25 protein-coding genes are annotated in these 25,979 nt (G+C 69.0%); 14 read left to right on the top strand and 11 right to left on the bottom strand.

Annotation, left to right across the window (positions count from 1 at the left end):
• Window positions 1–245: 245 nt before the first annotated feature.
• The gene (locus Q4A22_RS06190; protein ID WP_303177861.1) at window positions 246–1,574 is read left to right on the top strand and encodes a ParB/RepB/Spo0J family partition protein; all 1,329 of its coding nucleotides are present in this window, start codon (window positions 246–248) and stop codon (window positions 1,572–1,574) included.
• Between the two features lie 162 nt (window positions 1,575–1,736).
• On the opposite strand, the gene Q4A22_RS06185 is transcribed toward Q4A22_RS06190, so the two are convergent.
• The 6 genes from Q4A22_RS06185 to Q4A22_RS06160 all read right to left on the bottom strand — a co-directional run bounded on the left by Q4A22_RS06185 (window position 1,737) and on the right by Q4A22_RS06160 (window position 8,549).
• Window positions 1,737–2,909: an N-acetylmuramoyl-L-alanine amidase gene (locus Q4A22_RS06185; RefSeq protein WP_303177860.1), complete on the bottom strand. Its 1,173-nt coding sequence runs from the start codon at window positions 2,907–2,909 to the stop codon at window positions 1,737–1,739.
• Window positions 2,910–3,063: 154 nt separating this feature from the next.
• Window positions 3,064–3,399, bottom strand: a complete 336-nt coding sequence (gene trxA / locus Q4A22_RS06180; RefSeq protein ID WP_303177859.1) for a thioredoxin — start codon at window positions 3,397–3,399, stop codon at window positions 3,064–3,066.
• A gap of 76 nt (window positions 3,400–3,475) precedes the next feature.
• Window positions 3,476–4,498 (bottom strand): thioredoxin-disulfide reductase, encoded by a 1,023-nt coding sequence (trxB, locus tag Q4A22_RS06175; protein WP_303177858.1) that lies wholly within the window; start codon window positions 4,496–4,498, stop codon window positions 3,476–3,478.
• 188 nt (window positions 4,499–4,686) lie between these two features.
• Entirely contained in the window at window positions 4,687–6,264 is a 1,578-nt protein-coding gene (locus Q4A22_RS06170; protein ID WP_303177857.1) for a hypothetical protein, read from the bottom strand.
• Between the two features lie 65 nt (window positions 6,265–6,329).
• Window positions 6,330–7,985 (bottom strand): murein biosynthesis integral membrane protein MurJ, encoded by a 1,656-nt coding sequence (murJ, locus tag Q4A22_RS06165; protein WP_303177856.1) that lies wholly within the window; start codon window positions 7,983–7,985, stop codon window positions 6,330–6,332.
• Between the two features lie 63 nt (window positions 7,986–8,048).
• Window positions 8,049–8,549, bottom strand: coding sequence for an NUDIX hydrolase (locus Q4A22_RS06160; protein WP_303177855.1), 501 nt, complete (start codon window positions 8,547–8,549; stop codon window positions 8,049–8,051).
• A 229-nt stretch (window positions 8,550–8,778) separates the two neighbouring features.
• On the opposite strand from Q4A22_RS06160, the gene Q4A22_RS06155 reads away from it, so the two are divergent.
• The 10 genes from Q4A22_RS06155 (at window position 8,779) to dnaB (ending at window position 17,471) form a co-directional block, all read left to right on the top strand.
• The gene (locus Q4A22_RS06155) at window positions 8,779–10,203 is read left to right on the top strand and encodes a CCA tRNA nucleotidyltransferase (protein WP_303177854.1); all 1,425 of its coding nucleotides are present in this window, start codon (window positions 8,779–8,781) and stop codon (window positions 10,201–10,203) included.
• Window positions 10,204–10,355: 152 nt separating this feature from the next.
• Window positions 10,356–11,615, top strand: coding sequence for a glycosyltransferase 87 family protein (locus tag Q4A22_RS06150; RefSeq protein WP_303177853.1), 1,260 nt, complete (start codon window positions 10,356–10,358; stop codon window positions 11,613–11,615).
• 14 nt (window positions 11,616–11,629) lie between these two features.
• Window positions 11,630–12,793: a hypothetical protein gene (locus tag Q4A22_RS06145; RefSeq protein ID WP_303177852.1), complete on the top strand. Its 1,164-nt coding sequence runs from the start codon at window positions 11,630–11,632 to the stop codon at window positions 12,791–12,793.
• A gap of 53 nt (window positions 12,794–12,846) precedes the next feature.
• The gene (locus Q4A22_RS06140) at window positions 12,847–13,281 is read left to right on the top strand and encodes a TM2 domain-containing protein (RefSeq protein ID WP_303177851.1); all 435 of its coding nucleotides are present in this window, start codon (window positions 12,847–12,849) and stop codon (window positions 13,279–13,281) included.
• A 129-nt stretch (window positions 13,282–13,410) separates the two neighbouring features.
• The gene (gene rpsF / locus Q4A22_RS06135; protein ID WP_303177850.1) at window positions 13,411–13,716 is read left to right on the top strand and encodes a 30S ribosomal protein S6; all 306 of its coding nucleotides are present in this window, start codon (window positions 13,411–13,413) and stop codon (window positions 13,714–13,716) included.
• A 123-nt stretch (window positions 13,717–13,839) separates the two neighbouring features.
• Window positions 13,840–14,472 (top strand): single-stranded DNA-binding protein, encoded by a 633-nt coding sequence (locus Q4A22_RS06130; protein ID WP_303177849.1) that lies wholly within the window; start codon window positions 13,840–13,842, stop codon window positions 14,470–14,472.
• Window positions 14,473–14,538: 66 nt separating this feature from the next.
• Complete coding sequence (gene rpsR / locus Q4A22_RS06125; protein ID WP_303177848.1) at window positions 14,539–14,775, top strand: 30S ribosomal protein S18; 237 nt, start codon at window positions 14,539–14,541, stop codon at window positions 14,773–14,775.
• 20 nt (window positions 14,776–14,795) lie between these two features.
• A complete protein-coding gene (gene rplI / locus Q4A22_RS06120; protein WP_303177847.1) occupies window positions 14,796–15,245 on the top strand; it encodes a 50S ribosomal protein L9 in 450 nt (149 codons plus the stop codon).
• A 189-nt stretch (window positions 15,246–15,434) separates the two neighbouring features.
• Window positions 15,435–15,746 carry a hypothetical protein gene (locus Q4A22_RS06115; RefSeq protein WP_303177846.1) on the top strand — a complete coding sequence of 104 codons (312 nt, stop codon included), beginning with the start codon at window positions 15,435–15,437 and terminating at the stop codon, window positions 15,744–15,746.
• A gap of 417 nt (window positions 15,747–16,163) precedes the next feature.
• Window positions 16,164–17,471, top strand: coding sequence for a replicative DNA helicase (dnaB, locus tag Q4A22_RS06110; RefSeq protein WP_303177895.1), 1,308 nt, complete (start codon window positions 16,164–16,166; stop codon window positions 17,469–17,471).
• Between the two features lie 30 nt (window positions 17,472–17,501).
• On the opposite strand, the gene Q4A22_RS06105 is transcribed toward dnaB, so the two are convergent.
• The gene (locus tag Q4A22_RS06105; protein WP_303177845.1) at window positions 17,502–18,440 is read right to left on the bottom strand and encodes a hypothetical protein; all 939 of its coding nucleotides are present in this window, start codon (window positions 18,438–18,440) and stop codon (window positions 17,502–17,504) included.
• 154 nt (window positions 18,441–18,594) lie between these two features.
• Here Q4A22_RS06105 and Q4A22_RS06100 point away from each other — a divergent pair, with 154 nt between their 5' ends.
• The gene (locus Q4A22_RS06100) at window positions 18,595–19,944 is read left to right on the top strand and encodes a threonine/serine exporter ThrE family protein (RefSeq protein WP_303177844.1); all 1,350 of its coding nucleotides are present in this window, start codon (window positions 18,595–18,597) and stop codon (window positions 19,942–19,944) included.
• 3 nt (window positions 19,945–19,947) lie between these two features.
• Here Q4A22_RS06100 and Q4A22_RS06095 read toward each other — a convergent pair whose 3' ends face one another.
• Window positions 19,948–20,451 (bottom strand): FBP domain-containing protein, encoded by a 504-nt coding sequence (locus Q4A22_RS06095; RefSeq protein WP_303177843.1) that lies wholly within the window; start codon window positions 20,449–20,451, stop codon window positions 19,948–19,950.
• A gap of 507 nt (window positions 20,452–20,958) precedes the next feature.
• On the opposite strand from Q4A22_RS06095, the gene Q4A22_RS06090 reads away from it, so the two are divergent.
• Both Q4A22_RS06090 and recQ read left to right on the top strand, forming a co-directional pair.
• Window positions 20,959–21,549, top strand: a complete 591-nt coding sequence (locus Q4A22_RS06090; protein WP_303177842.1) for a hypothetical protein — start codon at window positions 20,959–20,961, stop codon at window positions 21,547–21,549.
• A 79-nt stretch (window positions 21,550–21,628) separates the two neighbouring features.
• Complete coding sequence (gene recQ, locus Q4A22_RS06085; RefSeq protein WP_303177841.1) at window positions 21,629–23,473, top strand: DNA helicase RecQ; 1,845 nt, start codon at window positions 21,629–21,631, stop codon at window positions 23,471–23,473.
• A gap of 23 nt (window positions 23,474–23,496) precedes the next feature.
• On the opposite strand, the gene Q4A22_RS06080 is transcribed toward recQ, so the two are convergent.
• From Q4A22_RS06080 to Q4A22_RS06070, 3 genes are all read right to left on the bottom strand, one after another.
• The gene (locus Q4A22_RS06080; protein ID WP_303177840.1) at window positions 23,497–24,387 is read right to left on the bottom strand and encodes a hypothetical protein; all 891 of its coding nucleotides are present in this window, start codon (window positions 24,385–24,387) and stop codon (window positions 23,497–23,499) included.
• A gap of 50 nt (window positions 24,388–24,437) precedes the next feature.
• Complete coding sequence (locus Q4A22_RS06075; RefSeq protein ID WP_303177839.1) at window positions 24,438–25,292, bottom strand: alpha/beta fold hydrolase; 855 nt, start codon at window positions 25,290–25,292, stop codon at window positions 24,438–24,440.
• Window positions 25,293–25,473: 181 nt separating this feature from the next.
• Window positions 25,474–25,947 carry a MarR family winged helix-turn-helix transcriptional regulator gene (locus tag Q4A22_RS06070; RefSeq protein WP_303177838.1) on the bottom strand — a complete coding sequence of 158 codons (474 nt, stop codon included), beginning with the start codon at window positions 25,945–25,947 and terminating at the stop codon, window positions 25,474–25,476.
• Window positions 25,948–25,979 lie beyond the last annotated feature (32 nt).

The raw sequence follows: 25,979 nt of genomic DNA, 5'->3' as shown, positions 1-25,979 counted from the left end.
CCACGTCCAGTCGAGGGCGGGGTACCCGGCGTCAGAGCGCGGAAGCCGAGACGCCCCCCGCGCCGTCTGCATCCTCCACCGGGGCGGGAGCAACAGGTTCGATCGAGCCAGTGTCGGCGGCTGGCGCCGAAAGCGGGAGTGATGGAGGGTCGGATCGCCAGAGCGGCGATGTTTCACGTGAAACATCGCCCGCTGGCCGGAGTTCTTCCGCCCGCTCGGGTCAAGGGACGCGGCGGCGCCGGGACATGGGGCAGGCACTTCGCAGCACCACCTCAGTGAGCCGGCCTGTGGACATGTTCTTTCTTCCGTCGGAGGCCGAACCGGAGATTGAGGAGTCAGAGAGTGACTCACCGGGCACCGCAAGCGAAGCGCAGGAGACCCTTCCCATCAAGACAGGACGGGCCACACCGAAGCGCGAGTCAGCTGATGGCCCCGATGTTTCACGTGAAACATCGGCCCCCGCACCCGCCACGACGGCTGGGGCCGGGGGAGCAGTATCATCCGGGGCTGCGACAAGGAGTTCGCCTGTTCAGCGCGACAGCGCGCAGGAATCGCAGAACGCGAAAGCGGAGCAGGCGCATGAGCCCGTGAAGTCCACAACGGGGGCAGCCACGAAAGCGTCCCCCACCAGCTCGGAAGATGGTTCCGGCGCCCTTTCCAGCGCGGCGTCGGGGCAGCCTGGAGGGCGAGACGCGGGGGAGCCAGCGGCTCGCGAGAACACCCCCGAGGGAAATGCCGCTCTGCAAGCAGTCCCTGGAGCGGTCTTTGCGGAGCTCCCGGTCTCCGACATCCACCCGAACCGGAAGCAGCCACGCCAGGTCTTCGACGAGGACGAACTGGCCGAGCTGGCGTTTTCCGTGCGTGAGCTCGGGGTCCTGCAGCCCATCGTGGTGCGGCCGAGCCATGACGGCGGCGAGCAGTCGTACGAGCTGGTGATGGGGGAGCGTCGCTGGCGTGCCGTTCAGGAGGCAGGAATGAGCACCATCCCTGCCATCATCAGAGACACCGCGGACAACGACCTCCTCCGGGATGCCCTGCTTGAGAACCTGCACCGCGCCCAGCTGAACCCTCTCGAGGAGGCGGCCGCCTACCAGCAGCTGATGGAGGAGTTCGGCGCCACGCAGGAGCAGCTCTCGGAGCGCATCGGCCGGTCCAGGCCGCAGATCTCCAACACCTTGCGCCTGCTGCGTCTGCCCGCCCTGGTGCAGCGCCGGGTGGCGGCGGGCGTCCTCAGCTCCGGCCACGCGCGGGCCCTGCTCGGTCTGAGCGACCCGGTGGAGATGGAGCGGCTGGCTCAGAGGATCGTTGCTGAGGGTCTCTCGGTGCGGGCCACGGAGGAAGCGGTCGCTCTGTCTGGCGGATCCGCCAAAACTCCCAGCAGGCGGAAGGCTCCTGCCACGCGGCACGACGACCGGCTGGGGTACATCGCCGACGCCTTCTCGGACAAGCTCGACACCAGCGTGAAGATTCAGCTGGGAGCGCGGAAGGGAAAGATGACCATCGAGTTCGCCTCGGTGGAGGACCTGAACCGCATCATCGACGTCCTGGACCCGAAACTCGAGCCGGAGTCCTGAGGCAACGCACCGGCTGACCAGTGCGTCGGTGAACGTGCCTAGTCGGGCCGGGTAAGCGCCAAGGGCCGCGATGTTTCACGTGAAACATCGCGGCCCTTCGTCTTTCGGGGAGGAGGCCCCGCCACTCCTGATCCCATGAGTAGCGAGGAGGGCTCCCAGTGCTCATGGGTTCCGGCGGTAGTAGCTCTGGATGTCCTTGAGACTCATGGTGCCCGTGGCCGTGGACTCCGGGGATCGCGTCAGGACACGCTGCAGACCGCACAGAAGGGATTCCGCCAGTCGGGCCCGGTAGGTGTCGTCGCGGAGGTTCGCGGCCTCGTCCTGGTGGGAGAGGTAGCCGAGTGCCACCCACGCGGCAGCCGTTCCCCCGGAGCGCAGAGCGTGCCACTGGCGGCCGTGCGCTCCCAGGTCCTGGGCCCCCGTCCGGGCCACCAGCTCTCGGAGAATCATGGTGGAGGCCAGTTCGCCGATGGGGGCGTGGGGCTGCCCGGAGGCGGGGTCTCCCCAGAAGAACGTGGCAACTCCCTGGGCCTGGGGGGAGCGGTTCCAGTCGCACTGGAGGTACAGCACGAGGGCCGCCGGATGCTCGGCCAGAGCCTCCCCGGTGCTGCCCGCCACGGTCACCGAGGCCGAGGGGGTCTCTGCGGATGTCGTGACGGGGTCCACGAGCAGGGGGGCAGCGCCCACGGTCCGCAGCAGGTCACAGGTGCGCAGTGCAACGTCCCGCGTGATCTCGTCCTGGTCACGGTTGAAGAACTCAGGAGCGCCCTCTGGGTCCTCCTGCGTGATCGCCCCCGAAGGAACCAGGATCACCTCGCGGTCACGCAGGGCCTCGCTGAGGCTCTCGAGGCGACGGTGGTCGCGCAGCGAAAAGGCCTTGGACGAGGTGATCTTCTTGCTCACCCGGGCCAGGCCGGTGAGGGTGTCCAGTGCCACCACACCGTCCGCGGGAAGCCCCAGACTGCTCTGCAGCTCCCGCACGGCGTACTCCGTCTGACGGGTGAACGTGCCGTCCAGGTGGCCGTAGTAGAAACCCAACAGGGACAGGTTGGTCTGCAGCTCCGCCACGTCCTCGCCGTGCAGGGGATGCTCCTCCCGGAAGGAGAGGGGCCGGTCACCCAGACTGTACTGGGCGTCGTTGAGCGCCGACTCCGTCTCGGGGCCCACCACGCCGTCCACGATGAGGCCCTTGTGCTGCTGGAAACCCCGCACCGCGCGGTCCACGGGCCCGTCGAAGACGGAGGGGTCGGACACCGCATCCACTGCGATAGCGGTGTCCGTGGCGCCAGCGCGCAGCAGGCGCTCTCTGAGGCCCACCACCCGCCGGTCGGTCATGCCGTGGCGGAGAGCAGCTCCGTGAGGGGGGTGCGGCACGTGGTTCTCCTCTGGGTAGTGTTCCCGTCCCGGCGGACGGCGGTCTGACATGCATCGTCTCAGAGAAAACCCGGGCCCGTGTCACCGGAGGTGCGACGGGCCCGGGTCGTGGGTGTCACGCGGAGGGGGTGAGGTACTCCCCGAACTCCTTCTCGAGCGCGGACTTGGGCTTCGCGCCGATGGAGGTCTTGGCCACGTCCCCGTTGGCGAAGAGGTACACGGCCGGGATGGAGGTGATCCCGTACTGCGAGGCGATGGCGGGGTTGTCGTCCACGTTCACCTTCACCACGTCCACCTGGTCGGCGTACTCGGCCGCGAGGGCGTCGAGAACGGGTCCGAGCTGGCGGCAGGGACCGCACCACTCGGCCCAGAAGTCCACGATGGTGGGCTTGGAGTTCTCGAGGACCTCGGTGCGGAAGGTGGCGTCGGTGACGTCCTTGGCTGAGCTCATGGTCAGTTCCTTTCGATGGCTGCCACCCGGAGGGCTCCGGAGCGGCACGGGGTGGGTGGTGCGATTGGTTCTGGAATCAGCTGTCCAGGGCCGCGAGGTAGTGCTCCACGTCCACCGCGGCGACGCAGCCGGATGCGGCGGCGGTGATGGCCTGGCGGTAGGTGGGGTCCACCACGTCACCCGCGGCGAACACCCCGGGCAGGGACGTGGTGGAGGAGCGGCCGTCCACGGAGATCGTGCTGTCCACGGTGAGCTCCAGCTGGTCCCGGACCAGGTCCACACGCGGGTCGGAGCCGATGGCCACGAACACACCGGCCACGGGCAGCTGCGCGGTCTCGCCGGTGACGGTGTCCTGGAGGTCGAGCGCCTCCACCTTGTCCTCGCCGCGGATCCCGGTCACCCGGGTGTTCCAGAGGATCTCGATCTTGGGGTCGTCGAACGCACGCTGCTTCATGATGTCCGAGGCCCGGAACTGGTCGCGCCGGTGGATGAGGGTGACCTTGTCGGCGAACTTGGTGAGGAAGGTGGCCTCCTCGATCGCGGAGTCTCCACCGCCCACCACGGCCACCTCGCGGCCCTTGAAGAAGAACCCGTCGCACGTGGCGCACCACGAGACGCCGTGGCCGGACAGCCGCTCCTCGTCCGGAAGCCCGAGCTTGCGGTACGCGGAGCCCGTGGAGATGACCACGGCACGGGCGCGGAGCACGGTGCCGTCCTCCACGGTCACGGTCTTGACCTCCCCGTCCAGCTCCACCGACACCACGTCCTCGTACCGGATGTCCGCTCCGAAGCGCTCGGCCTGCTGCTGCATGTTCGCCATGAGCTCGGGGCCCATGATGCCGTCGATGAACCCGGGGTAGTTCTCCACCTCGGTGGTGTTCATCAGCTCGCCGCCGGCGGTCACGGAGCCCGCCAGGACCACGGGCTTGAGGTTCGCGCGGGCGGTGTAGATGGCCGCGGTGTATCCCGCGGGACCGGAACCCACGATGACGACGTCGTGGACGGCGTCGTCGCCCGCGGGGGCCGCGTCCGCGGGGGCGGACTGCGGGGTGACGTTGAGGTTGACGGCGCTCGAGAAGATGCCGGGCTGAGTGGTCACGGGTAGGAAGCCTTTCCACGGTTCACCGCGTGTGCGGAGGTCGACTACACCCCAGAACGTGGGGAGTGCCCGGAGATATTCCGGCCGCCCGGGGCAGTACCGCCGCGCGGGGTGGGGTGGTGCGTGCGGCGCCGGGCGGAGGCCGTGGGGCAGGTCCCGCGGCGCGGAGAAAGCGCCCCGGGGGCCTCTCAGCGCACCGAGATCTCGCTGATCCGCAGCCCGTACGGGTAGCCGCCGATGGGGTTGGTGAGCCGCGGCAGCTCGGTCCACACCACCAGGACGTAGCCGTGCGGGGTGGTGCGGGCGGCGTCGGAGAGCGGGACGGTGACCTCCGGGCCGGTGAAGGATCCCGAGCCCACCTGCTCCGCGCCGTCCAGGGAGGGCTGGTCCGCGACGTACACGGTGAACTGCCCGCCGCTGCCGTCCGCCTGCTGCACGGTGAGCTCCTGCGCGGCGGCGGGTTCCTTCAGCTGCACGGCCAGGCCCACCGAGTCGGTGAGGTTGCCGAACGTGGCGTTCGAGAAGCCGTAGCTGAGCCAGTACGTGGCGGGGTTGCCGTCCGTGGCCTGGTTCAGCGTGGCGTCCGTGTCCGCCATGAATGCGGGGTTGGGAGTGACCCGGCTCACCGCCGCGACCTCGGGCGAGGCACTGGGGGTCGGCCGCGACGACGTCGCCGCGGAACCTTCCGGCGCGGCCGGTGCGGCGTTCTGCTGCGGCGGTGCCTGCCGGGAGAACTGGGAGGAGAGCGATCCCAGACCGCGGAACCCCAGCACGATGGCCGCCACGAGCAGCAGGGTGAGCAGTGCCAGGAGCAGCCACCGCACGGGAGACCGGTGCTCGTCCCGGGTGGCACCCACGGCGGTGGCACCCGCGGGGCTGGGGTCCGCGGGCACGGGGGTGCTCTTCCGGGCGGGCGAGTCCGCGGCAGCGGCGGTGTTTCCCCGCGCGGGGGTGCCGGTTCCAGGGCGCGGTGACGCGGCGTCGTCGTCGAGCTGGTCGCCAGGGCGGCGGTCGTGCGGGGAGGAGGGGTCCGCACCGGTGGAGCCCGCGGACCGCGGGTCGTCCAGGTGGCCCGGCTTGCCCTCGGTGCGCTCGTAGCTCTCGTAGCGGTTGTCGCCGTCGTAGGTGGGGTCGATGGCCCCTGCGGCCACCGTGGCCCCGGCGGAGCCGTTGCGCGAGGCGGCGCGGTCGAAGAGGGTGGAGCGCACGGACCCGGGGGCGATCCTGCGGGCCATCCCGAGCCGGTTGCGCACGGACGGGGCGGCGGGGGCGTCGTCGTAGTCCTCGTCGGAGTCGTCCCACCGGGTGACGGCCGGGACGTCGCGGGCGGGGTCCTCGTGGGACACGCGCTGCTGCGGCTGCGTGGGGTCCGGCTCCTGGTAGATGTACGAGGAGGAGGACGTGGGGCGGGAGTCGCCGAAGATGTCGTCCGAGAGGGAGTAGTCGTCCGAGTCCTCGTCGGGGCGCAGCAGGGTGTCCAGGAGATCCGTGGCCGGGGCGTAGGAGGTGACCAGGTAGGTGGTGTCCTCGGTCTGACCCATGTCCAGGACCTGGAAGCCGCTGTGCCCCGCGCCCCCGGCCAGCGAGCGTGCGTTGTCCACCACCGTGGACTCGTGGGCCACGGCGGGCACGAGGATCGAGACGCGGCGGCGCAGGATCTGGTCCTCGCCCTGCAGCACGTGGTCACCCTCGGCGGTGCTGCGCAGCGACGCGCTGACCTTGTAGCGGCCCCCCAGGATGGTTCCGAGCGCGATGGGCTGGGACACGGTGGCTCCCTCTGCTTCGGGCGCCGCGACGGTCGCACGGGCGCGAGAACGGACTTTCGGGCAGTCTACCGACGGATCCTCGCGCGAAGCGGGGCCAGCAGCCCGGTGAACTCCTGGACCCGGAACAGCTTCAGCGCCACCGCGTAGACGAGCGCCATGGCGATCCCACCCACGGCGGTGCTCAGCAGGGCGGAGAGCTGCCCGTGCCACGGGAACCCGTCCGTGTTGTACCCGCCCAGCAGCCAGAGCACGACCGCCCCCGCCGCCGCGGAGACCAGGGAGGCCGCCAGGATGCGGGCGTGGGAGGCCACGATGCGGGACAGGCCGTAGTCGCCGATCCGCCGCTTCAGCGCGTAGTGGTAGACCACGGTGGCCAGGATGTTCTGCACCGCGTAGCACGCGGCGATGGCGAAGACCATGTGCTCCGGAGGGAAGACCCGGGCGATCACCACGGCACCCACCACCGTGAACGCGGACACCGCGAGCTGCACGAAGAACGGTGTCCGCGCGTCCTCGCGGGCGTAGAACGCACGGCCCAGCATGAACGCGGTGGACATGAACGGCGCCCCGATGGCGATGACCGTGATGACCTGCCCGATTACCGCGCCGGCGGCGGGCACGCCACCCGAGAACAGCATGCCCAGCGGACCGGCGTACACGATCAGCGCGACCATGCAGAAGACCGTGGCCACTCCCGTGACCCGCAGGCTGGAGGACAGGGAGGACACCAGGGACTCTTTGTCACCCTCGGTGGCGGCCGCGGCCATCCGGTTGAACAGCACCGTGGCAATGGACAGCCCGATCACTCCGTGGGGGAGGGCGTAGAGCATGGTGGCCTGGTCCAGCACCGCGGTGCCGGCCATGGGGGGCGGACCGCCGGGGCCGGGGGCGAGTTCGGGCCGGGCGCCCGTGGGGATGGCCGCGGTGCGGTACAGGGCCATGAACGCCAGGTTGGCGATCACCCCGGTGGCCAGCGTCCACCCACCCAGGCGCCCCGCCGTGGAGAGCCCGATGCCGCGCCAGCCGAAGCGGGGACGGATGTGCAGACCCAGCCGGGCCAGCGGCCAGAAGAGGACGAAGGCCTGCGCAGCCACACCAGCGGTGGCCATCCCCACGAGCCAGAAGGTCTGGGCGGTGCTCCAGTTCTCCAGGGAGTGGGGGTGGGTGCGGAACGGGCCGAACTGCTGGACGAACACCAGCAGGGAGGCGATCGCGATCACGTTGTTCAGCACGGGTGCCCACATGTAGGCACCGAACGCCCCCTTGGCGTTGAGCACCTGGCCCACCACCGTGTACAGGCCGTAGAAGAAGATCTGGGGGAAGGTGATCAGCGCGAACGTGGTGCCCATGGCCAGCTGGGCCTCGGACCAGCCGGGACCCATGAGACGCATGATGGGGCCCACGCACAGCAGCACCGCGCCGGTGATCACGAGCAGCGCGATGACCGCGAGCGTGAGCAGCCGGGAGATGTAGTCCGCGCCCTCGTCCTCCGCCTTGGAGGCCTTGATGATCTGGGGGACCAGCACGGCGTTGAACACACCGCCGGCGATCAGCACGTAGATCAGGTTCGGCAGCGTGTTGGCCAGCTGGAAGACGTCCGCCATGGTCGCGGCCGAGCCGATGGCCACGGTGATGAGGAAGGTCTTGACGAACCCCAGGATCCGGGACACCAGGGTTCCCGAGGCCATGATGGCGCTCGAACGCGCCCCGGAACTTGCCATGGGACAGTGCCTCCTGCACGAAGGGGGGAACCGCCTGCGGCGCAGAACGGCGGTCGGGACACCTTACAACTGGTGGATGATGTACTCCCGGGCGATGTCGGCGATGCGCCGCTCGTTCGGGAAGGAGAGCTTCCGGCCCAGGTCGTGGATGCCGGACCAGGCCACGTCCACGGCCTCGTGGTCAGGGTCGTTCTCGGTGGTCAGGTGACCCCCGGTGGCCTCGAGCAGGAAGTGGTGGACGGTCTTGTGCACGCGGTGCCCGGAGACGGTGAACCAGTAGTCGATGCTGCCCAGCGGGGAGAGCACGCGACCCATGATCCCGGTCTCCTCCTCGATCTCCCGCACGGCGGCCTGCTGGTTGGTCTCGTCCCCCTCGGGGTGGCCCTTGGGCAGGCACCACTCGAGCCGCCCTCCGCGGTTGATGCGCGCGATGATCGCCACCGGGTGCGTGGGATCGGAGAGGTTCACCACGATCCCCCCGGCCGAGACCTCTTCCACCGTGGGCAGCGCGGAGACCGGTTGGTTCGGTCGCCTCTTGGGCGCGCTGGGTACGGGGAAAGCCATGGCACCTACCTTAGCCACATTCCCCCGCCTCACCCCGAAGCGGGTGGCGGGCCCGGGGCGTCCCCTCCCCGTACCGTTCGTGGTGCCGCCGCACCCGCACGCCGGGGCTCGCCCCGCGGGCCCTCCCGGTCGACCGGGCCGTCCCTCTGCGGAGGGCGACGCCGCCGCCCCGCCACCGCGCCGAGCGCCCCGGGCGGGTCGCGCCGGTGGTGCGACAATGGTTGCCATCATGACGCAGCTGCTGGACACCTCCTCCCTCCACCCCGTCTCCCTCGAACTGGGGCGGCTCTTCGCGCGCGCCGGGCACGAGCTCTCCCTGGTGGGGGGACCCGTCCGGGACCTCGTGCTGGGCAGGGACGCCCTGGACCTGGACTTCACCACGGACGCGAGCCCCGACCAGACGCTGGCGCTCGTCCGGGACTGGGCGGACGCCCACTGGGAGATCGGCCGGGACTTCGGGACCATCGGGATGCGCAAGGCGGGGATGCAGCTGGAGGTCACCACCTACCGCGCCGAGGCGTACGACCCCGGGTCCCGCAAGCCCTCGGTGGCGTTCGGCGAGGACCTCGTGGAGGATCTTCGCCGCCGCGACTTCACGGTCAACGCCATGGCCCTGCGGCTGCCGGACATGGAGCTCGTGGATCCCTTCGGAGGCATCAGAGACCTGCACGCGGGAGTTCTGCGGACCCCCGGAACACCGGAGGACTCCTTCACGGACGACCCCCTGCGCATGATGCGCGCCGCCCGGTTCACGTCCCAGCTGGGGCTGACCGTGGCAGATCCCGTGCGGGCCGCGATGTCCGAGATGGCACCGCGGATCGAGATCGTCTCCGCCGAGCGGGTGCGGGAGGAACTGGTCAAGCTCGTCTGCGGGGCACATCCCCGGCGCGGCATCGAGCTCATGGTGGACACCGGGCTCGCGCAGATCGTGCTGCCGGAGGTGCCGGCCCTGCAGCTGGAGACGGACGAGGCGCACCACCACAAGGACGTCTACCAGCACTCCCTCACGGTCATGGAGCAGGCGGCCGAGAAGGAGACCGGCCCGGACGGTCCCGTGCCGGCCCCGGACTTCGCCCTGCGGTTCGCGGCCCTGATGCACGACGTGGGCAAGCCCGCCACCCGGCGCTTCGAACCCTCCGGCGCTGTGAGCTTCCGGCACCACGAGGTGGTGGGCGCCAAGCTCACCCGCAAGCGGATGAAGGCGCTGCGCTTCGACAACGACACCACCAAGCGCGTCACCCGTCTCGTGGAGCTGCACATGCGCTTCTACGGATACGGGGACGCGGACTGGACCGACTCAGCGGTGCGCCGGTACGTGCGGGACGCGGGGGAGGAGCTCGAGCGGCTGCACCGGCTCACCCGCTCGGACGTGACCACGCGCAACAGGCGCAAGGCGTCCCGCCTGGCCGGCCACTACGACGAGCTCGAGCGGCGCATCACCCAGCTGGCGGAACAGGAGCAGCTGGAGGCGGTGCGCCCGGAGCTGGACGGCCAGCAGATCATGGCGATCCTGGGCATCGGTCCCGGACCGAGCGTGGGGCGCGCCTACAAGTTCCTGCTCGAGATGCGCCTGGACGAGGGCGCGGTGGGGGAGGACGTGGCGCGCGAGCGGCTCCTGCGCTGGGCCCGGGAGAAGGGGATCGTGGACTCCTGAGGACCCGCACCGTCACCCCCGCACACATATGAACGCGTGAGCATCTGCTTCACGGGGCAGGGCGCGGCCCGTGCGTTGCGGTGTGACGCGGCGTTCGGGCAGACCCGTGGAACACTGGTGCCCACCCGTCACCGCATCCCAGGAGTCCCCGCATGAGCCTTGAAGGTGCGCGCAACAGGTCCGGAGGCAGCGCCGGACTGGTCCTGCTGGGCCTCGGCCTCTACACGGTCATGATGGCCTACCTGATCCGCATCCCGTGCCGGGTGCCGGACTGGCACGTGGCGGACCAGGTCCCGCAGCTGTGCTCCACCGTGATCGGCGCGGGGGACCTCGCGGTGCGCTCCTCGGACGTGGCGGGCGGATTCTTCACGGGTGGGCCAACCGGGGACCAGCCCGTGCTCGTGGGCATGATCACCACCATCATCGGGTGGTTCGCCTCCAACCTCTCCGCGCTCGTGGGACTGGACGTGGACAGGGGCTTCTACCTGGACCTCTCCCTGGTCCTGCTGGCCCTCGTGTGGCTGGCGGTCGTGGCCGTGGTCTCCTCCCTCAGCGGCAACCGCCGCACGGACGCCCTGGTGATGGCGCTGTCCCCCGTGATCGTGCTCGTGGGGTTCCAGTCCTGGGACCTGTGGGCCGTGCTGTTCATGATGCTGGCCCTGCTCGGCTACGTCCGCGGCAACCCGGCGGTGGCCGGGATCATGGTGGGCTTCGGCGCCTCCGTGGCCTTCTTCCCGGTGGTGGTCCTGCTGGCCGTGCTGATCATGGCCGCGCGGCACCGGTTCATGAAGGACATCGGCTCCGCGCTGCTCTGGGCGGTGGTCTCCTGGGCGGTGATCAACGGCACCTACATGGTCACCGCGTGGGACCGCTGGACGGCCCAGTTCCAGGACGTAGTGCACTCCGACACCGACCAGCCCTCCCTGTGGAACGTGTGGTCCGCCACCGTGGAGCCCCGGACGGGGATCTCGCTGGACACCGGGGGTGGCGCGCAGTTCGTGCTGCTGAGCATGGTCCTGGCCCTGGTGTTCGTCCTGCTGGTGGCGCTGCTCAGCAAGCGGGAGCCCTCCGCGGTGCAGGTGACCTTCCTGCTGCTCGCCCTCTACATCCTGCTGGCCAAGGAGTACTCGCTGACCTACGTGGTGTGGCTCGTGCCCCTGGTCATCCTGTGCCGCCGCAACTGGGTGGAGTTCGCGCTGTGGCAGGTGGTGGAGATGTTCTACTGGGCCACCGTGGTGCTCCCCGCCTCCGCGTGGCCCACCCTGCCGTGGGTGCAGGAGTTCGGGTGGAGCGCCCAGGACCTGCTCGCTGTGGTTCGCTACCTCTTCCTGGTCTACCTGGTGGTGGCGGTGGTGGTGGACGTCTTCCGGGGGCGCAAGGCCGCCGCCCTGGGCGCCTCCGCGGTGCAGTGACGGTGGTGCGCTGAATGACGTCACCCCGTTTCGAGGCGCCGCGGAACGTGGAGCCGCCCTCGTGGCGGAGCCTGCGCCGGCCCATGGTGCTCGTGGTGGTGCTCATGGTCCTCGGGGTCACCGCGTGGTCCTCAGCCGCGAACTACGTCCTCGTCTCCCGGGACCCCGAGCACCCCGTGGACACCTACCTGAGCCAGCTGGAGCGCGGCAGCGCCCGGCAGGTCGTCGCCCCTCTGCTCGTGGCGGGCGGCGCCGGCCTCGCCCAGCTGCCCGGCAACGCGATGTACCGGGCCGCGGCCGGCCGACCGAGCCACCACGAGATCGTGGGCACACACGTCACGGGGGATGTCGCCCGGGTGGCCGCGGACGTCCGCATGAACGACGGCGCCACCGTGCGGCGCGAGTACACGGTCCACCGGGTCGCGGCGTGGGGTCCGTTCAACGACTCGTGGCAGCTGCGGGAGCGCGACAACCGGAGCCTGTCCGTCCACCTCCCCGCCACGGTGGACGCCCTGTCCGTCAACGGCGCCACGGTGCACCCGGCGGCCGCCGACCTGGTGCCCGCCGACACCTCCGACCCCGCCTCCCCGGCCCGCACGTGGCGTCTGGAGGCGCTGCCAGGGGACTACGACGTCGCCCTGCCGCGGGACTCCTACCTCCTGGCCGAAAAACATGCCCCTGCGGTGATAGACATGGCGGACCCCCGGCCGGCCAAGACGGAGGTGAGCTACGAGGCCTCCCCGCGGATGTGGGAGGAGGTCGAGCGGATGGTGCAGCAGGCCGTGGGCCGGTGCGCCAGCGTGGTGCGCTTCGACGCGTCCCAGTGCCCGCTGCCCCCGGAGCTGGAGCGGGCGGCGTCGTCGGCGGGGGGTGGGGGAGCGCAGTCGTCCGTCGCCTCGGCTGCGGTGGCCCAGGGGTTCTCGGGAGTGCGGTGGAAGCTGGACTCCCGCCCGGCCCTGCTGCTGGAGCCGGACGCGCGGGACCCGCTCACGTTCCACGCCGCGCAGTGGCGCCCCGCCACCGCGACCGTGACCTGGCCGAGGGACGGGCGGCAGGTGGAGGCCACCGTGAGGTTCGAGATCCAGGTGAACGCCACGACCACCGGGGAGACGATGGACACCCAGGTGCAGTTGCGCTCAGCGCAGAGCCAGCGGGAGGACGCCCCCCGCCGCTCGTAGAATCGGGGGCAGCAGGCTGCGCTACGGCAGCCGGGGAGGGAAGAGGGTCCGAGATGGCCGAGGAACCGGAGTACTACCGCGCCCAGCCGCTGCCGCCCCGCGACGGCGCGTCCCAGGGGTACCAGCACCAGAGCTACCAGCAGAGGGCGCCGTTCGGTGCCGCTGGCAGTGGTGCCCAGTGGGATCGGCCCCGTCGCCCGGAGGCACCCATGATGGTGAACGTGGTGGGCGGGAGGTCCGCGCTGCTCGCCTACGTGCTGTGGTTCTTCCTGGGGCAGCTGGGCGTGCACAAGTTCTACCTGGCGCAGCCGTTCCAGGGTCTGCTCTACCTGATTCTGGGCGGTCTGGGCTGGGCCACGGTGGGGATCTTCATCGGGTGGTTCTTCCTCATCCCGCTGTGGCTGCTGCTGGTGGTGGATCTGTTCGTGATCCCCCTGCGCGTGGCCGTTCTCAACGCCCGCCTGGCGTACCGCACGGGTGGCTACTGAGTCCCCGCTGTAGTAATGTGGGAAAGTCTGTGTGCCGTGCGTCGTACTGTGCCGGCACCGACATACGCACAGAACCTCCTGCTGCGGAGGGACCGCAGCCGCTTAGCCCGAAGGAGGTGGGTTCTTTACATGCGTGAATACGAACTGATGGTCATCCTCAACCCCGAGGTGGAGGAGCGCGCCGTTGAGCCGACCCTCAAGAAGTTCCTCGAGGTCGTCACCAAGGACAACGGCACCGTCGACAAGCTCGACATCTGGGGCCGCCGTCGTCTCGCCTACGAGATCCAGAAGAAGTCCGAGGGGATCTACGCCGTGGTGAACTTCACCGCGGAGCCGCAGACCGCCAAGGAACTGGACCGTGTCCTGAGCCTGAACGAGGCCGTGATGCGCACCAAGATCATCCGCCCGGAAGAGCAGAAGATCCACGGCAAGTGAGGTGAGCGTGCGGTCCACCCGGACTGCACAGGGCACGCTCACGGCCATCCCTGCGGTGGCCCCGTGAGATGCTTTCCCACCCACTGAGTCTCGTATCCAGCGTCCACACACCCGGAGGTTCACATGGCTGGCGACACCGTCATCACAGTGATCGGAAATCTCACCGCTGACCCCGAACTGCGCTTCACGCCGTCCGGGGCCGCAGTGGCCAACTTCACCGTTGCGTCCACGCCGCGTGCTTTCGACCGGCAGAGCAACGAGTGGAAGGACCAGGAAACCCTCTTCATGCGCTGCTCCGTGTGGCGCGAGGCCGCCGAGAACGTCGCCGAGTCCCTCACCAAGGGCACCCGCGTGATCGTCCAGGGCCGCCTCAAGGCACGCTCGTACGAGACCAAGGAAGGCGAACGCCGCACCAGCACCGAACTGGAAGTGGACGAGATCGGTCCCTCCATGAAGTACGCGACCGCCAAGATCAACCGGAACTCGCGCGGTGGGGGCAACTCCTACGGCGGGAACCAGGGCTTCGGCGGCGGTCAGGGCGGCGGCTACAACCAGGGCGGCGGCCAGGGAGGCTTCAACGACTCCCAGGGCGGCGGCAACGGTTTCTCCCAGGGTGGCAACCAGGGCGGCGGGTTCAACGGGAACCAGAGCAGCCGTGGTGGCCAGCAGCGTCAGCAGAGCGGCGACCCCTGGGGCCAGTCCTCCGGTGGCAACTACGACTGGGGCGCCGACTCCGAGGACGAGCCTCCCTTCTAGACCCGACCAATCCACCCCATCCCGCAGGCACGCCTGCGGGCTCCGCACCAGAAAAGGAGCACCACGATGGCCAAGGCTGAACTCCGCAAGCCGAAACCAAAGCAGAACCCGCTCAAGGCGGCCGACATCACCGAGATCGACTACAAGGATGTCGCCCTTCTGCGCAAGTTCATCTCCGATCGCGGCAAGATCCGCGCTCGCCGCGTGACCGGCGTGTCCGTCCAGGAGCAGCGCAAGATCGCCCAGGCGATCAAGAACGCTCGCGAAGTGGCACTGCTGCCCTACTCCGGCGCCGGCCGCTGATCAGAGAGGACTGAGAATCCATGGCAAAGATCATCTTGACCCAGGAAGTCTCCGGGCTCGGCTCCGCCGGCGACGTGGTGGACGTGAAGAACGGCTACGCCCGTAACTTCCTGTTCCCTCGCGGTTTCGCCACCCCGTGGAGCCGCGGCGCCGAGCGCCAGATCGAATCCATCAAGCAGGCTCGTGCCGCCCGTGAGCTGTCCTCCCTCGAGGACGCCCAGGCGCTCGCCGCCAAGCTGACCTCCACCACCCTGACCGTTCCGGTCAAGTCCGGTGCCGAGGGTCGGCTGTTCGGCACGGTCCGCGCCGGTGACATCGCCTCCGCGGTGGAGAACGCCGGTCTGGGTTCCATCGACAAGCGTCGCGTGGACCTGACCCAGCGCATCAAGACCACCGGCCTGTACCAGGCCGTGGTCCACCTGCACGAGGACGTGAACGCGAACGTCGAGTTCGAGGTCGTCCCCGCCTGATCCCCGCGTCCGCCACGTACCCCCGGGTCGTGGCACGCCTCCCGGGCCCGTTCACCGCGGACTGGGGAGGCACGGACCGCGGATCGTGGGACGATTCGCGAGAACCCCGTGGAACATCCGTTCCACGGGGTTCTTCCATGTCCTGCTCCGTTCAGCGTGCCGACAGGCCCCCGTGGGAGGATGCACGCCATGATCACGAGTGAGAAGCGGGCCGGCACCGGCCGGGTGCTGTTCTGGGTGGGCGCGGCGAGTGTGGTGCTCACTGTGATGTTCTTCCTGGGCGGCTTCGCCCTGGGCAACTCCTTCGGTGCGCAGGCCGCCATGACGGTGCTGCTGACCGGGCTCATCCTCAGCGTGATTGCCTCCCTGACCTCGGCCGTCATCGCGGTGGCCGGCATCGTGGCCTTCCCGTTCCTGCGGGGGAGGTTCATCGGGCTCCTCGTGCTGGCACTGCTGTGCTCCCCCCTGCTGTGGCTCCTGTGCCTCGTGCTCCTCAGCTGAGTTCTCCACCGGACGGGGCCGTTTTCCACAGACGTCTCCACATGCTGTGCACACCGTCGCGCGGCGTGTTCCACACCTTCTCCACAAAGTTCTCCACAGGCAGTGGACAGCCGCTTCCGTGAGCCGTCCGGCCGGGGACGACGCCGCCCGGGCCGGTTCTCCTGCGGCCTCCGTGTCGCCCCTGGTCACGGACCCTGTGGCGGAAGATCCGCGGGGTGGGGTGCGGTGGGGAGGCGGGGCGCCGTCGTCGTCCGGTGCGGCGGCTGGGAGCAGGGGCGGAACAGTGCCGTTATGCGGGTCGGCGGGGGGTGGGAGAATGAACGGGTCCGCCGGGTACGGCGGGTGCTCCCACCGTGACGAAAGTGAGTAAGGGTGTCCGAATACACGTCCGGGCCGCGCGAGGACTACGGCCGCACCATGCCGCACGACAACCAGGCCGAGCAGTCGGTACTGGGCGGGATGATGCTCTCCAAGGACGCCATCGCGGACGTGGTGGAAGTGCTGCGGGGCGTGGACTTCTACAAGCCGGCGCACGAGAACATCTACGACGCCGTGGTCTCCCTGTACGGGCGCGGCGAGCCGGCGGACGCGATCACCGTGGGGGACGAGCTCACCAAGAACGGTGAGATCGAGCGGATCGGCGGAGTGGCGTACCTGCACTCGCTCATCGCATCGGTGCCCACCGCGGCGAACGCGGGCTTCTACGCGGAGATCGTGCGGGAGCGCGCGGTGCTGCGGCGGCTCGTGGAGGCCGGCACCAAGATCGTGCAGCTGGGCTACGCGCACGACGGCGAAGTGGACGACATCGTCAACGAGGCCCAGGGCGAGATCTACCAGGTGGCCGAGCGGCGCACGGCGGAGGACTACGTCCCGCTGAAGGACGTCATGGAAGCCACCGTGGACGAGATCGAGGCCGCGGGGAGCCGCTCCGGCATGCAGGGCGTGCCCACCGGGTTCCACGAGCTGGACGACCTCACCCACGGGTTCCAGGGCGGGCAGATGATCGTGATCGCGGCCCGACCCGCCATGGGCAAGTCCACGCTCGCGCTGGACGTGGCGCGCTCGGCGTCCATCAAGCACGGCATGGCCTCCGTGATCTTCTCCCTGGAGATGAGCCGCAACGAGATCGCCATGCGCCTGCTCTCAGCGGAGGGCACCCTGAACATGCAGGACCTGCGCGCCGGCACCCTGCAGGACGACCAGTGGGCCAAGATCGCGCAGATCATGGGCAAGATGAACGAGGCGCCGCTGTTCATCGACGACTCACCCAACATGTCCCTCATGGAGATCCGCGCCAAGTGCCGGCGGCTCAAGCAGAAGCACGACCTCAAACTGGTGATCCTGGACTACCTCCAGCTCATGAGCTCCGGCAAGAAGGTGGAGTCCCGCCAGCAGGAGGTCTCCGAGTTCTCCCGTGCCCTCAAGCTGCTCGCCAAGGAGCTGGACGTGCCCGTGGTGGCCCTGTCCCAGCTGAACCGTGGCTCCGAGCAGCGCCAGGACAAGAAGCCGCAGGTGAGCGACCTCCGCGAATCGGGCTCGATCGAGCAGGACGCGGACATGGTCATCCTCCTGCACCGTGAGGACGTCTACGACAAGGAGTCCCCGCGCGCGGGTGAGGCGGACGTGATTGTGGCGAAGCACCGCAATGGCCCCACCAAGACGATCGTGGTGGCGTTCCAGGGGCACTACTCACGGTTCGCGAACATGGCGCTCGAGGGTTTTTAGGCCTGGAGGGCATCCACCGGAAATCCCGGATCAGACCCGATAAACCTTGCCGGTCTCATTCCAGGTCCACAATTCCATATCTAAAGAATATACAAAATCTACAAGATCTTGCTCCGGGATGTGCGGAACCACGACGGCGCATTGAACCTCTGGGCCGTCAATGAAGCGTCGATAGTCTAAAAGTTGACCCACGGCCATGCGAATGTTCTGACGAGATGGGGAACTTTTGACCTCGAAAAGTATTCGTTCATCTGGGTCCCAAACGTCGGTGTAGAGGGTGTTGCGTGACCCCGGTGGCCGGATAGCCAACCGAAACTCGACCTGGAGGGCCTCTCTGAGGCGGTCCTCAATTTGCCGTTCCTTACGTTCCACGGACATGGCGGACGTCTCATTGCGATGGACAATAACTGCCTTCGTCTGCTCCGCGGGTACCTCGAGGGCAACGGGAGCGTCGGCAGGTCGAGGAACCCGATGGTTTTCGAAGTCAGGATCAGGTATAACCAACGTATCGTAGCGTTCAAGCGTAAATACTATGACTGAGCGCATCTTTCCATCTGAACCAACTGAGCGCTCTAACCGCCACCCCCGTGTTGAGTCGGTACGAAATCTCCCAACATATCGGTGTAATTTCTGTTGTGTCTTGCCGGCGGTACCTTCCGTGAGGAAAAGATGGATCTCCGCGCCAGTCGTTTCAGAGTTGGCAATAGCCTTGTTTCCCGCTGAAAACTTCTGGTCCCCTGAGGCGCCACGGCCCGTATAGTCAAATATTTGTTGATCTTCGGTGACCCACCCGTCATAGTTATAGCCGTGGTTTTTAACGACGGATGGATCTGAAAACAGAAATATCAACCGCCCCCCGCTAGGGGTGAGGATACCGCCCTGGATACCCCCGCCGTAATCATCATTAATCTGTTGCCGTGTGACTATTGATCCGGGGGGCAGGTCAAACGTTTTTTTCTTGCCGTTCATGCGGCGATTATATATATAAACCTTATTTACATGTACACGTCGACACGCCAGCGCGATTTTGCGGCCGTAGGGCCCGGGCCGGTGTGGCCAACCTCCCACCCAGGGCTCCCGCCTCACCTCGCCCGTCACGGGTCCACACCACTACGCTCGTCCAGTGCTCACCACCGAACAGGCTGCTTACAAGCTCGCTTTCCAGATCGCGGATGCCCTGATCCGCAGCGGCGCGGGGTCCGCGAACACCACCAAGTCCCTGCTGTCCATCTTCCGCAAGACCGACCTGCGGGACGTGACCGTGAGCGTCGCCCTGGGGCAGGTGACCATCAGCCACCAGGACGCGCCGGACAAGGCTCCCAGCACCCGGGTGTTCGAGAGCCAGCCCGGCACCCTGGACATCCAGCTGCGCACGGCCGCGGGGGAGGTGCTGGAGCCGTTCGTGATGGGTGAGCTCAGCGCGGACGAGGCCATCGAGCAGATGGACCGTGTGCTGTCCGAGTCGCGGGACATCGGGCACGGGCTGGTTCTGACCGGTTTCACGATGTTCGGCGTGGGGTTCGCGCTGATCCTCGGGGGCAGCTGGGGCACGACCGTCAGCGCGGGTGCGGTGTCCGCCGTGGTCTACGGTGTCTACGCCCTGGTCCAGCGCGTGAAGGCGCCGGAGATCTTCAGCCTGGCGGCCGGGGGCATCACCGCGGTGCTGGGCGCCACCGTGTGCGGGGCGATCTTCTCCATCACCCAGACCGCGGTGTGCATCGTGGCCGCGCTCGCCGCGTGGCTCGCGGGCATCGCCGCGTACGGGGCGGTGCACGACGTCATCACCGGCTGGTACGTCTCCGCGTCCGGCCGGATCCTTGAGGCCGTCACCAGCACGGCCGGTCTGGTGGCCGGGGTCACCATCGGCATCCACATGATGCGGCCGCTCGTGGGGGATTCGATGGACTACGTGGAGACGCTGGCGATGGACGACTCCCGCTGGGCGCTCACCGTTCTGGGGGCGGTCGTCGTCTCCGCGGGCTTCGCGCTCGCCTCGGGTGGGCGAGGGTGGAAGCTCGCGTCCCTGGGGCTTTTCGGTGGGCTGGTCCAGCTGGGGGTTCTGGGTCTCGGCGCCGTGGGGGTCAGCTCCTTCGGGGCCATCCTGCTCTGCTCGGTTGTCGCCGGTGTCCTCAGCGTCTCCCTGGTGCGCACCCTGGACCTCGCGTCCAATGCAACCCTGATGATCGTCCTGCTGCCCCTGTTCCCGGGCATGCTGGTCTACCAGGGGGTGCTGGGTGTGCTCTTCGGGCTGCCCGAGGCCGGGGACTCCCTGCTCGAGGCGGCCATCACGGCGTTCTGCCTCTGCATGGGCGGCATGCTGGGCCAGTACCTGGCCTCGGAGATCCTCTGGGCCGGGCGCCGCAGGCAGTTCGCCCTGAAGCACCCGGGCCAGAAGTTCCGCCGGGAGATGACGGACGAGGAGAACTTCAGCGACATCATGGTGCCGATCTTCTCCAAGCCCTTCACCAGCTGAGCCCTACCTGCCCATGGCCTCCGCAACGCGTTCCACGAGGCCCCGCACGTTGGCGAGGGTCCGCTCCGCGCGCTCGTCCGCGCTCATGGTCTCCTCCATCTGCCGCACGCCGTTCGGCTTCTTGCGCCCCAGCGTGTAGTCGCTGCACGCAAGGTCCGAGCACACGTAGGTCCCCACTGTGCTGTACCGGTCCTTTGCGGACTTCGAGCGCTGGACCGACACCAGTGACACCCCGCTGGCGGGATGCAGTGTCAGACAGATCTGGCACATCCGCGCGCCGCCGGTGGCCTTCTGCGCGCTCTTCTCCAGGACCAGGCCGCGCAGCCCCTCCTCGGTCTCCACCACCACGCAGCCGGCGCGCGGGGACTTGGGGTCGTACCAGCCCAGGAAGATCTGCGACTCCCAGTCGGTGTGGAGGACGTCCTGGGGAATGTTGATGCGCTGCGCGGCGCCCTTGGAGCAGTTGATGAAGCTCTTGCGGATCTCGGATTCTGTATGCGAATGCATAGTTCTGTGCTTTCGTTCTCGTGGTGGTTAGCCCCTGCGCGCACGACGGCGCTCGCGGCCTGCGCGGCGTGCACATGCCTGGGCGCGCGGCCGGGAGGTGCGGCACCGGCGTCGTCGGAGGAGCACGAGGGCGCGGCGACGGCGGGCCGGCGGGTGCGCGGATCGCGGCGGGCGCGGGGCAGGGGTTTGGGGCGTGACGAAGTGCGCGGCCCGGTCACTTGGGACGTGACGGCCGCGCGGGTCAGCGCTGTCTGGTGCCGGCGTGGGAGCCGGCTGCCTCCTTGCGCACGTGTGCCTCATTCCTCCGCTGGCGCGGACCGTGGGAACGTACCGCTCAAGTCTAGCCGGAGGGCAGGGTGGGGGGAGATGGCGGTTCGAGCGCAGGGGGGGGCGGACAGCGCCGCCGACTCGGCCGGTGCCTGTCACCTGTGGCTTCCCGGTCGCCGCGGGCGTGCCCTGATAAATTACACGCAGACGCACAGAGATTTCCTGCTCTGAAGGAGACCCATGGAACCCGCGCCGATCAATCGACGGACCCTGGCCAAGGGGGCTGTGTGGAGCGTTCCGGTGGTGGCGATGGCCAGTGCCGCTCCGGCCGTGGCGGCGTCCGCGGCTCCGGAGCTGCGGCCCAGCGGTCGTTTCTCCTACAACCAGGGGTGGGGTTCCACGCAGACGGACAATTCCACCGCCTACAAGGTCTTCTCCACGGCCTCGGGAGGCACTACCCCGGCGTCGGGCTTCTGCATTCTCAACACCAACACCTCCATGAGCATCTCCAACGCCGCGGTCACGTACTACTTCCCGCTGAGCAACCTGACCTTCAGCACCGAGGGCGGGCCGGGCGCAAACGGGTGGAGCCTGATGACTCGTGACACCACGAAGAGCACCAAGAGCTACAACGGGGTGACCTACTACCCCTACACCAGCCGGTACACGGCCGCCGTCACCGCGCGGACGAGCACCACCTGCTTTCCGGTCTACGGGTTCCAGAGCAGTTCCACCAGCACCCGTGCCTCGTACATCTACGTGGACCACTCCGTCGTGGTGGACGGTCAAACACTGACGGCGAACTTCGGGCCCCTCCAGTTCAATACCTGAACTCCGAGCGCAGGGAGCGGAGCCTCGTGCTTCGCGGTCCTCGACCGGCGGACTGCTTCCCCGCCTCTACCCTTGAGGCATGACCTCCACGCGCTCTACCTCCGAACCCCTGGCCGTCCTGCAGGAGGTCTTCGGCTACGAGGCCTTCCGCGGGGAGCAGGCCGAGATCATCGACCAGGTGGTCAACGGCGGGGATGCCGTGGTGCTCATGCCCACGGGCGGCGGGAAGTCCCTGTGCTACCAGATCCCCTCGCTCGTGCGGGAGGGCACCGGTGTGGTGGTGTCCCCGCTGATCGCCCTGATGGCGGACCAGGTGGCCGCGCTGGAGGCCGTGGGCATCCGGGCCGCCTACCTCAACTCCACGCTGGAGCCCCACGAGGCGCAGGCGGTGGAGCGCCAGCTGCGGGCCGGTGAGATCGACCTGCTCTACATGGCGCCCGAGCGTCTGGTCCTGCCCCGGACCGTCGAGCTGCTGCAGCGCTCGCGGATCGCCCTGTTCGCCATCGACGAGGCGCACTGCGTGGCCCAGTGGGGTCACGACTTCCGCCCGGACTACATGGGCCTCTCCGTGCTCGCGGACGCCTTCCCGGGTGTGCCCCGGATCGCGCTGACGGCCACGGCCACCCGTGAGACCCACCGGGAGATCACGGAGCGGCTGCGCCTGGAGGACGCGCGGCACTTCGTCTCCAACTTCGACCGGCCCAACATCCAGTACCGGATCGAGCCCAAGGACCGCGCCAAGGACCAGCTGCTGCGGCTCATCCGCTCGGAGCACCCCGGGGAGGCCGGCATCGTCTACTGCCTCTCCCGCAAGAGCGTGGAGTCCACCGCCGCGTGGCTCTCCGACCGCGGGGTCACCGCCCTGCCGTACCACGCGGGGCTCGACGCCGCGGTGCGCCAGGACACGCAGGTGCGGTTCTTGCGGGAGGAGGGAATCGTCGTCGTCGCCACGATCGCGTTCGGCATGGGCATCGACAAGCCGGACGTGCGCTTCGTGGCCCACCTGGACCTGCCCAAGAGCATCGAGGGCTACTACCAGGAGACCGGCCGCGCGGGACGCGACGGTATGCCCGCCACGGCATGGATGGCCTACGGCCTGGGGGACGTGGTGAACCAGCGGCGGCTGATCGACCAGGGTGAGGGGAGCGACCCCCACAAGCGCAACGCCCGGTCCCACCTGGACGCCATGCTGGCGCTGTGCGAGACCACCTCGTGCCGCCGGGTGCAGCTGCTGGGCTACTTCGGGCAGGACTCGGAAGCATGCGGGAACTGCGATACTTGCCTGAACCCGCCCAAGGTGTGGGATGCCACCGTGCCCGCCCAGAAGCTGCTGTCCACGCTGATCCGCCTGCACCGCGAGCGGGGGGAGCAGTTCGGCTCCGGCAAGGTATTCGACGTCCTACTGGGGCGCACCAACGAGCGCACCGAGGCATCGCGCCACCAGGAGCTGAGCGTGTGGGGGATTGGGCAGGTCCTCTCGGAGCGGGAGTGGCGCTCGGTGCTGCGCCAGCTGTTGGCCCGCCGCGTCGTGGAGGCGGTGGGGGACTTCGGCGTGCTGGTCCCGGGACCCGAGTCCGCCCCGGTGCTGCGCGGCGATACGGCCGTGGAACTCGCCGTGGACCGCGCACCGGCTTCCCGCGGGACCGGTCGCGTCCGCTCTTCCGGCGGTGGCTCCCGCGCGGCGGACACCCTGGAGGCCGCGGACCGGGAGCTCTTCGACGCCCTGCGCGAGTGGCGGACCTCCGTGGCCAAGGAGAAGCAGATCCCCCCGTACATGGTGTTCTCGGACGCCACCCTCGTGGGGATCATCGAGGCGGCACCCGAGTCCAGGGCGCAGCTCAGCGGCGTGAGCGGGGTGGGCGCGAAGAAGCTCGAGGAGTACGGAGACGCCGTGCTGGAGGTGCTCAGCTCCGGGGGTCGGTGACGGGCCCCGAGCCCCGCCCTGTTCTAGCGGTGGCCGCCTCCGAGGACCGGGAGGATGTCGGGGTGCTGCGCTACGTGGGGCAGGTACTTCAGCTGCAGGGGATGGAAGACGTCGGAACCCACGTCGATCCACCGCAGGGGATAGCCGGGGGTGTCCCCCCACACGCCACCCGGGTGCTGTGCGAGCTCCTCCTGGAAGTAGTCCAGCCGCCGGTCCAGTTCCTGCATCCACTCGTAGCCGAAGGGTGTGCGGCCCCGCATGATGAACCCGCCAAACCCTACGAGCGAGCCGTAGTGGCGGTGGATGTCCCGCCCGAGCCGCGTGTAGTCGTCGCCTCCGCAGGAACGGGACGACCGTTCGGGATAGCCCAGAAGCCATGTGTCGGGATGATGCTGCAGCGCGTCGAACGCGCCGGTCCACGGGCGTGTGGGGATCTTGATGTCCGCGTAGCCACCGCCGTGGTGCGTCATGAAGTATGCACGGAGGTAGTCGGAACGGTGCACCAGGGACAGGTGCTCGTAGGCGGGGTGCAGTGGGTGGCCCGGAACGAGCCACCGGTCGAGGGTCTCGGGAGTCACGAGGACCACCTCGAGGCCCTTGTGCACCGCGCGCATGCTGTGCAGACACCGTGCTCGGGCGTCGCTCATCGGATTCGCACCGGTCCAGAAGCAGAAGATCCGGCGCGGCACGTCCACGGAGATCGTGTCGGGCGCAGGTGCCTGCCGGTGCAGGAAGTACATGCGGGGATAGCTGCCGTAGCGGTCCCGGTGGGCCTCGGGGTCGAAGCGGTAGGGGAGTGCCCGGTCGTACGCCCTGAACCCGGTGTCCACCGCCCGTCGCAGTCCTCGGCCGATCAGACGTCTCGTGAGGAAGGCCTGGTGCTTGGCCTGCCGCAGCGGTTGGAGAGCATCCATGTGGGGTCCTTCGAGCGGGTGTGGGGGAGGGGGTGCGGTGCTGGAGGTGCTCAGCCCCGCGGGCCGGTGACCGAGTCGACGCGCTCCAGGATGGCCTCTGCCACCGCGGCGACCTCGAGCTCGGGGAGCCAGTGATCGGCGTCGAGCTCCACGAAGCGGTAGGGCGCGTGGACGTACACCTCGGTCTCCTCAGCGGCGGCCCGGCCCAGGGCCAGGTCCCGGTTGCCCCACACGAAGGTGGTGGGAACCGTGATGATGCCCTGCCCAGAGGCTGTAGCGGAGACGCCGTCCCGGCGCAGCATGGCCCGGTACCAGTTGACGGGGCCGCTCAGGTCCGCGGCGGTGGCGAAGCGGCGGTCGTAGCGGGAGCACGCCTGCTCCCCGAGCCCGGCCCGGCGCAGGAGACTGCCGATCCGCCCGGCCAGGAGGCGTTCGGGAAGACCCGGGATCTGGAACGCCCCGATGTACCAGGACTTCCGCAGCTGGCCCGCGGTCCGCATCGCGTGGCCCAGTGCGGAGGGGTGCGGCGTGGAGAGCACGGTGAGGGACTCGACCCGTTCCGGCGCCCGCAGGGCGATGTCCCACGCGAGCACTCCGCCCCAGTCGTGGCCCACCAGGTGGAACCGCTGCGCACCGGCGGCGTCGGCCAGGGCCAGGGCGTCCGCGCACAGCTCCTCACGACGGTAGTCGGCAACCTTCTGGGGCCGGGCATCCCGGGAGTAGCCGCGCTGGTCCGGGGCCAGGGTCCGCAGCCCGCGGGCGTTCAGGGCGGCAGCGACGTCGTCCCAGCAGTGGGCGTCCTGGGGGAAGCCGTGCAGGAGAAGGACCACGGGTCCGTCCTCCGGTCCCTGGTCGAGAACGTCGAAGCGGAGTCCCTGGCGGGTGAATTCGGTGAGGCGGGTCATGGGCCCAGCCTAGAAGAAGCCGGTGGTGGACCCGAGGACCGCCAGCACCACTTCCAGCGCCACGAGTTCTGCACCGTCATGCTCCCCGCCGACGGACGACGCCGCCCGCCGCCCACCCGGCCCCCGCCCCGGAGCGCGCGGGGGTGCCCTGGGCGCGGAGGCGGGAGGGCGGCGTCGTGCGCTACTCGCCCGCGGGGTAGTGCCTGGGCCAGCTGTGGCCCAGGGTGGCTTCGACGCTCTCGTTGAAGCGGCGTGCGAGGCGGGCCAGGGCCGTGACGTCCTCCCGGGGCCAGTCCTGCGTGAAGCGCTCGTAGGACTCGCGGCGTGAACGGAACTCCTCCTGCAGCCGCTTCACCCCTTCCGCAGTGGGCTGGTGCTTGCGGGCCACCCCGCCCTCGGGGTCCTTGATGCGTTCGATCAGACCGCTCTTCATGGCGGCGGCCACCTGCCGGTGGACGGTGGAGATGTCCAGACCGAAGGACTGTGCGAGCTCCGCCACGCTCATGGGGCCTCCCGCCTGGAGGCGCGCGAGCAGCACGGTGGAGCTGCGGTCCAGCGCCTCGGTGCGGGACTGCGGCGGGGTGCCCTGCAGCGCGTACCGGGAGAGCAGCATGTGCTCGTAGACCAGCTCGTTGACGGAATCCTCACTCTGCACGGCTCCATCCTTTCATTCCTGCCTGGCCGCGG

Origin of the sequence: Kocuria sp. (assembly GCF_030530945.1) — a bacterium.
Classification (GTDB): domain Bacteria; phylum Actinomycetota; class Actinomycetes; order Actinomycetales; family Micrococcaceae; genus Kocuria.
Note: the sequence above shows the minus strand (reverse complement) of the source record. Positions and strands in the feature narration are given on the sequence as shown.